The sequence below is a fragment of the Xenorhabdus littoralis genome, from assembly GCF_033949345.1.
Classification (GTDB): domain Bacteria; phylum Pseudomonadota; class Gammaproteobacteria; order Enterobacterales; family Enterobacteriaceae; genus Xenorhabdus; species Xenorhabdus littoralis.
Window position 1 is genome coordinate 1 of record NZ_VCDP01000168.1, and the last position, 6,484, is coordinate 6,484.

At 41.2% G+C, this 6,484-nt stretch carries 11 protein-coding genes; 8 read left to right on the plus strand and 3 right to left on the minus strand.

From position 1 onward, the window contains the following. The first annotated feature begins 94 nt into the window (after window positions 1-94). Both FE394_RS18955 and FE394_RS18960 read left to right on the plus strand, forming a co-directional pair. Complete coding sequence (locus FE394_RS18955) at window positions 95-277, plus strand: type II toxin-antitoxin system HicA family toxin (protein ID WP_273577281.1); 183 nt, start codon at window positions 95-97, stop codon at window positions 275-277. A gap of 23 nt (window positions 278-300) precedes the next feature. Further along, window positions 301-738 (plus strand): type II toxin-antitoxin system HicB family antitoxin, encoded by a 438-nt coding sequence (locus FE394_RS18960; protein WP_319927876.1) that lies wholly within the window; start codon window positions 301-303, stop codon window positions 736-738. 162 nt (window positions 739-900) lie between these two features. Here the strand turns inward: FE394_RS18960 and FE394_RS18965 are convergent, their stop codons facing one another. After that, window positions 901-1,440: a hypothetical protein gene (locus FE394_RS18965; protein ID WP_319927877.1), complete on the minus strand. Its 540-nt coding sequence runs from the start codon at window positions 1,438-1,440 to the stop codon at window positions 901-903. A gap of 3 nt (window positions 1,441-1,443) precedes the next feature. Here FE394_RS18965 and FE394_RS18970 point away from each other — a divergent pair, with 3 nt between their 5' ends. The 4 genes from FE394_RS18970 to FE394_RS18985 all read left to right on the plus strand — a co-directional run bounded on the left by FE394_RS18970 (window position 1,444) and on the right by FE394_RS18985 (window position 4,090). Next, window positions 1,444-1,602 carry a hypothetical protein gene (locus FE394_RS18970; protein ID WP_319927878.1) on the plus strand — a complete coding sequence of 53 codons (159 nt, stop codon included), beginning with the start codon at window positions 1,444-1,446 and terminating at the stop codon, window positions 1,600-1,602. A gap of 323 nt (window positions 1,603-1,925) precedes the next feature. Then, window positions 1,926-2,168 carry a hypothetical protein gene (locus tag FE394_RS18975; RefSeq protein ID WP_319927879.1) on the plus strand — a complete coding sequence of 81 codons (243 nt, stop codon included), beginning with the start codon at window positions 1,926-1,928 and terminating at the stop codon, window positions 2,166-2,168. A gap of 89 nt (window positions 2,169-2,257) precedes the next feature. Then, complete coding sequence (locus FE394_RS18980) at window positions 2,258-2,971, plus strand: hypothetical protein (protein ID WP_319927880.1); 714 nt, start codon at window positions 2,258-2,260, stop codon at window positions 2,969-2,971. A gap of 9 nt (window positions 2,972-2,980) precedes the next feature. Continuing rightward, the gene (locus tag FE394_RS18985) at window positions 2,981-4,090 is read left to right on the plus strand and encodes a helix-turn-helix domain-containing protein (protein ID WP_319927881.1); all 1,110 of its coding nucleotides are present in this window, start codon (window positions 2,981-2,983) and stop codon (window positions 4,088-4,090) included. A 293-nt stretch (window positions 4,091-4,383) separates the two neighbouring features. Here the strand turns inward: FE394_RS18985 and FE394_RS18990 are convergent, their stop codons facing one another. After that, on the minus strand, window positions 4,384-4,551 hold the full coding sequence (locus FE394_RS18990; RefSeq protein ID WP_319927882.1) for a hypothetical protein: 168 nt from the start codon (window positions 4,549-4,551) through the stop codon (window positions 4,384-4,386). A gap of 111 nt (window positions 4,552-4,662) precedes the next feature. On the opposite strand from FE394_RS18990, the gene FE394_RS18995 reads away from it, so the two are divergent. Next, complete coding sequence (locus FE394_RS18995; protein ID WP_319927883.1) at window positions 4,663-4,998, plus strand: hypothetical protein; 336 nt, start codon at window positions 4,663-4,665, stop codon at window positions 4,996-4,998. 61 nt (window positions 4,999-5,059) lie between these two features. On the opposite strand, the gene FE394_RS19000 is transcribed toward FE394_RS18995, so the two are convergent. After that, window positions 5,060-6,043, minus strand: coding sequence for an IS30 family transposase (locus FE394_RS19000; RefSeq protein WP_319927884.1), 984 nt, complete (start codon window positions 6,041-6,043; stop codon window positions 5,060-5,062). 75 nt (window positions 6,044-6,118) lie between these two features. Between FE394_RS19000 and FE394_RS19005 the strand changes: the two genes are divergently transcribed. Next, window positions 6,119-6,484 (plus strand): IS110 family transposase (locus FE394_RS19005; protein ID WP_319927885.1); only part of this gene is annotated, 366 nt, incomplete at its 3' end.

Genomic DNA, 6,484 nt, shown 5'->3' on the forward strand with positions numbered 1-6,484 from the left:
TGAGAGAGTCGCCCCTGTGAGTTGAGTTAATAAATAAATAAATATTGAAATGTGTGTATATGTGTGTATAATTATTTTCAGGTTAGGAGGAAACATGAAATCAACTGACCTGATAAAGGAGTTAACAGCAGCAGGGTGTGAATTACGGCGGCATAAAGGAAGTAGCCATCAAATATGGTGGTCTCCGATAACAGGGAAAACTTTTCCTGTTCCGCATCCGAAAAAAGATTTACCACTGGGCACTGTTAAATCCATCAAAAAAATGGCGGGGATCTAATCCCCGCCCTCTTGGAGGTAACTATGTTTTTTTCAGTCGGTGTTGAAACACCCAAAGATGAAAATACGGCATACGGGATGATTGTCCCTGCATTTTTTAATCATGACTATGGTTGTTTTTCTGCTGCTGATAATCAATCAGAGATCCCTGCGATGGTGCGTGAAGCCATTTTACTCACTATTGAGGAAATGATTTACAGTAGCGATTTCACCGTGGATCAACTCCACGATGCTGGGCATCTAGTTTATGCTGCCAATCCTGAATATGCAGATTTTGATAGCTGGTTTGTGATTGATATTGATCTTTCTGAGTTTGAAGGAAAACAGCAACGTATCAATGTTGCATTACCGGATACCCTTATAAAACGCATCGATACCAGAGTAAAACAAAATCCGATGCAATATCGTGATCGCAGTCATTTTATTGCTGAAGCTGCCCGGCATGAACTTCAGCCGGATTAAGACGATAGGGCGGATTGCTGCCCTGCTCATTCAATTATCAACTTAGAGTTTACAACTGCCAGATGCGAAAAAGCCCCACTTGGTTAGTGAGGCTTCATTTGCTTTTCGGTTTAACCGCCGGAGCATAACACAAAATATACACCTAAATTTCTCAAAATCAATCTAATTTAGAGAATATTTATATTTAGTGATGTACCTCGGTGATGTACCTCGGTGATGTACCTCGCAATTTTCTTTGATGATTTCTCGCTTGATGGCGTAATACATTTCTTCTTCCAGTAATTCCTCCGACCATGTGGCGCGTTTTCTTGCTTGCTGAACATCACAGCCAGTCAGTTTTGATAATTCACGGGCAATCTTTTGCGGGTATTTGCGCTCACAATATCGTTTAATGGCGATATCCCGAATAGGATTGCCCTGCTTAAACGTCTTATTCAGCACCATTTCAACAAATGCGGCATCATCTGATTCTTTGGCGAGAGCGATGATGTCGCTTAATGATTGCTTAGGGTTCAGAACTTCGTGCGCTTTCTGGAATAGCTCTTCACCTTCGTAGCCGAATTTATGCAGATCTTTTACTACTCTGACGATTCGCTCACCTTCGGCGTCAGTCCAGTCCTCACGAGTCATTAATCTACCAATGACGCTACATCCCCCACCAAGATATTCATTCCCTCCGTATTGTCGCCCCCAGATCATCATTAAATGCCTGACCCAAACACGCTGGCTGGGTGTAATGGTTTTCCAGCCCCTACACCCCTACGCACAAATGCGATGTATCGCTGGCAGTTGATCAGTATGCCAGTGAGAAGATTAGCCTCGAAAGAGCGCGAACGGGCAACCCTGACAGAAGAAGCGCTGTAATTAACCAATTTTTAAGATACAAGGAGAATCAATCATGGTTTAACAAAGCGGACAGACCGCAAACGCGATGATGCGTTAATGCTGAGGTTATAACTCAGCCCTGAGTCACCAAGGAGCGGTGAGCCTGTGTAGCGACGGGTCAAGGTTCATATATTAAAAATAGCTCCGGTAAAGCAGCACAACCGCCAATTGTGCACCAGTGATCAGCGGCGAGAAAGCGACAGAACTCCAAGGGCATGGCGCGACCACTGCGAAAGTGTGGTTGGCTAACTGTAGGCCATTCAATGAGTGGTCTATGTTGAGCCAATTACGGGAGAAGTTACATGAACGAGAAAGACTATAAGTTGGATAGCATTCTGGATAATTTCTTCGTCCAATCGAAACAACGGGAACGTGATAATTTCTGGAACAACCGCGAACCCAAGCAGCGCATCAGTACTCAGGAACGCGACACTGTTAACGTACTCACCAGTTTTATTCCGGCAGTGAACAGCGCTCCATCAACTAAACAGGCCGCGAAACGTCAGCACCGCAGCCGCAAATCAACAGTGACGGCGAGGGTATAGTCAAATAGGGTTAGTGATTGCATAGTGACTTTCTTGTTTTTTAACCTCAAATGAGGTATAAAAAATAGAAAATAAGATAAGGATAACCTATGCACCCTACAAATAATTTAGTAAGAACAATCGTCCATACCGAACCCAATATAGTCGATACTCATTTGACAGCCTTAGGATTGGCTCAGGAAGACTTGAATGAAATCCTTCGGCAAGCAATGAGCTTGAGATTGTCCACAACCAAAAATAACGCAATAACAGCGGGTGGCACTTACTTTTATCAAGGAGCCGTGCGCGTCTCCCGAGATATTTTGTCTAAGAAGGGTTTTAAACGACTTTCCTTGAAAAACGTTGAGTTAACAGCTAACGACAGGATAGCCATTTATATTTGTAGCGGAAATGACCGGACTGGGCTGGTAAATGCCTACCCTGAATCTCGCACAAAAAAAGGAAAGTTTACCCGTGAAATTCTGGGACTTTCTTATGCAGCCAACCCCACAGCATACTCATTTGATTTTCAAAACCAACAGATGGGTTTTGATTTTTCATCTCATGATAGTGATGAGTCCTCATCCCTCTTGTTGGGCTTAGATGTATGGTGTCTTCTCCATTACGTTTATCAAATCGATGAATATCAATGGGGAATGCGGGCTGAATTTTCCCAACCTACCACCTATAACCAAAAAAACGTCGTTAATGGATTTTCTACGCGATTGATCCTGAATACAGCACCAACAGATCCTGTCATTAAACAGGATAACGAACCTCAATTTACATCTGAAATTGAGATTGATATTTTAAAAACAGGCTAGATATAAATCATGTTTAATTCAGAGCGCTTACGTCTTGCTAGGGAACGCAGAGGTCTGACACAAAAAGCCCTTGCTGAGCAAGCGGGCCTAACAAGCAGAACGATATCCACTTATGAGAAGTCCGGCATATTTGAACCTATTGCCAGTGATAGCATGGCAAAAATAGCCGATGTTCTTGGGTATCCTTTAGCGTTTTTTGGCTCTGAAGAGATCCCTACGTTAAAAGATGACGCTGTCAGTTTTCGAGCCATGACAAAGCTTAGCGCTCAAAAACGCAATGCCGCTATCAGTGCAGGTAAATTAGTTCAGGAATTATCATCATGGATGGAGTGTGACTTCAAACTTCCTCGTCCCAATGTTCCTGATTGCAGCTTTGACAATTACTGCTCACCGGAAGATGCAGCCCGAATAGTAAGAGAGCACTGGGGAATTGGTGAATTATCTATTTCCAATATGATTCACTTACTTGAAGTTAATGGCATTAAGGTTTTTTCATTGGCAGAAAATTGCCTTGAAGTTGATGCTTTTTCTTTCTGGATGGATGAAAAACCATTTGTTTTACTCAATACAATGAAAACACCGGAGCGCAGTCGTTTTGATGCTGCTCATGAGTTAGGGCATTTAGTCCTGCATAAACATTCGAGTAATAACGGGCGAGAGGCTGAAATAGAAGCAGACCGATTTGCCTCGGCATTTTTAATGCCAGAGAGTAGTATTTTAGCGACAGTACCAAGAATGCCATCGTTAGAACACTTGATTCAATTAAAAAAACACTGGAAAGTTTCTCTTGCTGCTCTCGTGAGACGCACACTAGATGTGGGACTTTCTAGCGAGTGGCATTATCGTCAATTATATATAGAACTCAGCAGACGAGGTTTCAGAACAACCGAGCCGGAAGGTATTGAGTCTCGAGAGAAATCCATAATCATGGATAAGGTATTCACATCATTACGTAATAGCGGGACAACTCGACAAGATATCCTCAACCAACTAAATATTCCGCTTGATGAGATGCGTGCATTTACATTTGAACATAATTTCTTTATGACCGCTATTAGTGGTAATAGCGAAGTCACTACCGCAACAAAACGACAGACCACTCTACATCTTGTTAAATAAATTTATTAATAAATAGCGATTAACTAACTCCAGCTCATTTCCAAGTGGGCTGTGGTGAGTGAATTTGATATATTCATGGGATGACGATGAAATTCATGAGGGAATGTGATTTTGATAAGTTATGAAGATTTTACATGGTACGTTTTTATAGTTGTTATTTGTAGTGGTTACTCCATTCCAATAGGGTTAATTTCTTCTTATGCAGCATTTAAATTCAAAAATCGAATCATTAAAGCTGTGTTCGCATTAATAACCTTATTCTTTGTTATTCCATATATTTTAGTAGCAATTGATTATATCGGAATCATTCGCTTGTAAGTAATAAATAACTTCCAATCACCAGCCTCGCCAATGCGGGGCTTTTTATTAGCTGAATAACCGCCGAGAACTGGAATGATTTTGTTAAACGCCTCGAATATGAACATAACGGCGCTGGTGTTGATCGGCATTTCACTGCTCATCCCTCATTCACCGTGAGAGAAAGAGTTCGGGTCACTGGCAATGACGATGATGAGATAGGGATATATTTTAATGAAGAGGAGTATCATTGCATAGATTCATTTCTGGAAACATTGGATGAAGAGCAAAACAGGGGAATAGTAGAATACGCGCAAAACGCGCATTTCTCTGATTGGGATGATTGCAGTGATAAGGAAAAAGCAGAGAGCATAATACATGTACTGGAAGAGGAGGACTCATATATTTTCAACTGGAAATACGATTACAAAACTGTAAAAACTCATTTAACCAGAGAGGCAGCAGAGCGTTTCATTACACGTAAACAGCATGATTACGGAAAATTATCTGTTTATGTCGAATCATTTTATTGGTGCTGGGAAATGCGAACATTAATAGATGAAATATTAACAGGCAAAATAAAATATACAGGTGATAATAAGGAACAATAATGTAATTGAATTTGATATTAATCAAATGAATGATGCACTAAATATAGCTTGGATTCACATATTAAGTGCAACACCGTAATGAACGAAGTAAATGAGTGGGGATACCGTTAAATAACTCATTCGGTGTTTTGTAATCTCGTGTTTTACGAGGACGATTATTTAACCGGTTTGCCACCAGGTTAACCTCCCGCTCTGATACTTTATTAAAATCAGTTCCTTTTGGGAAGTAATCTCGGATTAATCCATTCATGTTCTCATTGATCCCCCTTTCCCAAGGGGAATACGGGTGAGCAAAATAAATTTTTGTCTCTAAATTTTTACTGATAAGTTCGTGTTCGGAAAATTCGAGGCCATTATCAAACGTCATTGTTTTAACTTTATTTTTTATCAGTGATAAGTGTCTGGTTGCCGCTTTTGCGACACCTTCTGCGGTTTTATCTTCAAGTTTAACGATGACAGTAAATAATGATTTTCGTTCAACTAATGTCAATAATGCACTTTTATGATCTTTGCCCACGATGGTATCTCCTTCCCAATCACCAATACGCTGCTTTTTATCAACACATTTTGGGCGCTTTTCAATACTGACTCTGTTTTTGATTTTTCCTCTGCGTTCATAGCTTCCATAGCGTTTACGATACGGTTTTTTCGCAATCCGGAGGTGCTGCCACAAATCACCACCATTAAGTTTATCCTTATAAATCAATCTATAAACTGTTTCATGATGCAAAGATATTATCTTTTCCCTTTTGAGATAACCGACGGTTTGTTCAGGGCTTAAATCTTGCCAAATTAATTCTTTGATCCATTTTGTTACTTCGGGCGTGACTTTAACGGCTTTTGCCGCAGAACGGCGGCGCTCTGATGCCTTAAACTGCGCCTGCTTAGGGCAGTATTTCTGTGTTTCCCGGTTTCGCCTCAATTCTCGGCTAATCGTTGACGGCGCTCGACTGAGTGACGTTGCAATAAAACGTTGCGTAAAACCGGCTTCTTTTAAACTGAAAATCTGATATCTTTCTATTTCGGTCAGTTGTGTATAGGTCATAGCGCATAATGAGATGGTCTTCCCCACCCTGTAAGCGATACTCTTATAGGGTATTTTCTTTCTGGAGAGGCCATCATGCAAAACGTCACACTTATTGGTATCGATCTCGGCAAGCATTCTTTCCATATCCATTGTCAGGACAAATTCGGCAAGACTATGTTGCGTAAAAAATTTACCCGCCCAAAATTAATGGAATTTTTAGCGGGGTGTATATCGACTACCGTCGTGATGGAAGCTTGTGCGGGTGCACATTTTATGGCTCGCCGGATCGCTGATTTAGGCCATGATGCGAAGCTGATATCTCCACAGTTTGTTCGTCCTTTTGTCAAAAGTAACAAAAATGATTTCGTTGATGCAGAGGCGATATGTGAAGCGGCATCACGCCCCTCAATGCGTTTTGTCCAGCCGAGAACGGAGACGCAACAGGCGATGAGAGCACTG

Bases quoted from the DNA above. Each gene is read 5' to 3' on its own strand.
- FE394_RS18955 (WP_273577281.1), top strand. From the start codon at position 95: ATGAAATCAACTGACCTGATAAAGGAGTTAACAGCAGCAGGGTGTGAA.
- FE394_RS18960 (WP_319927876.1), top strand. From the start codon at position 301: ATGTTTTTTTCAGTCGGTGTTGAAACACCCAAAGATGAAAATACGGCA.
- FE394_RS18965 (WP_319927877.1), bottom strand. From the start codon at position 1,440: ATGATGATCTGGGGGCGACAATACGGAGGGAATGAATATCTTGGTGGG.
- FE394_RS18970 (WP_319927878.1), top strand. From the start codon at position 1,444: ATGCCTGACCCAAACACGCTGGCTGGGTGTAATGGTTTTCCAGCCCCT.
- FE394_RS18975 (WP_319927879.1), top strand. From the start codon at position 1,926: ATGAACGAGAAAGACTATAAGTTGGATAGCATTCTGGATAATTTCTTC.
- FE394_RS18980 (WP_319927880.1), top strand. From the start codon at position 2,258: ATGCACCCTACAAATAATTTAGTAAGAACAATCGTCCATACCGAACCC.
- FE394_RS18985 (WP_319927881.1), top strand. From the start codon at position 2,981: ATGTTTAATTCAGAGCGCTTACGTCTTGCTAGGGAACGCAGAGGTCTG.
- FE394_RS18990 (WP_319927882.1), bottom strand. From the start codon at position 4,551: ATGAGCAGTGAAATGCCGATCAACACCAGCGCCGTTATGTTCATATTC.
- FE394_RS19000 (WP_319927884.1), bottom strand. From the start codon at position 6,043: ATGACCTATACACAACTGACCGAAATAGAAAGATATCAGATTTTCAGT.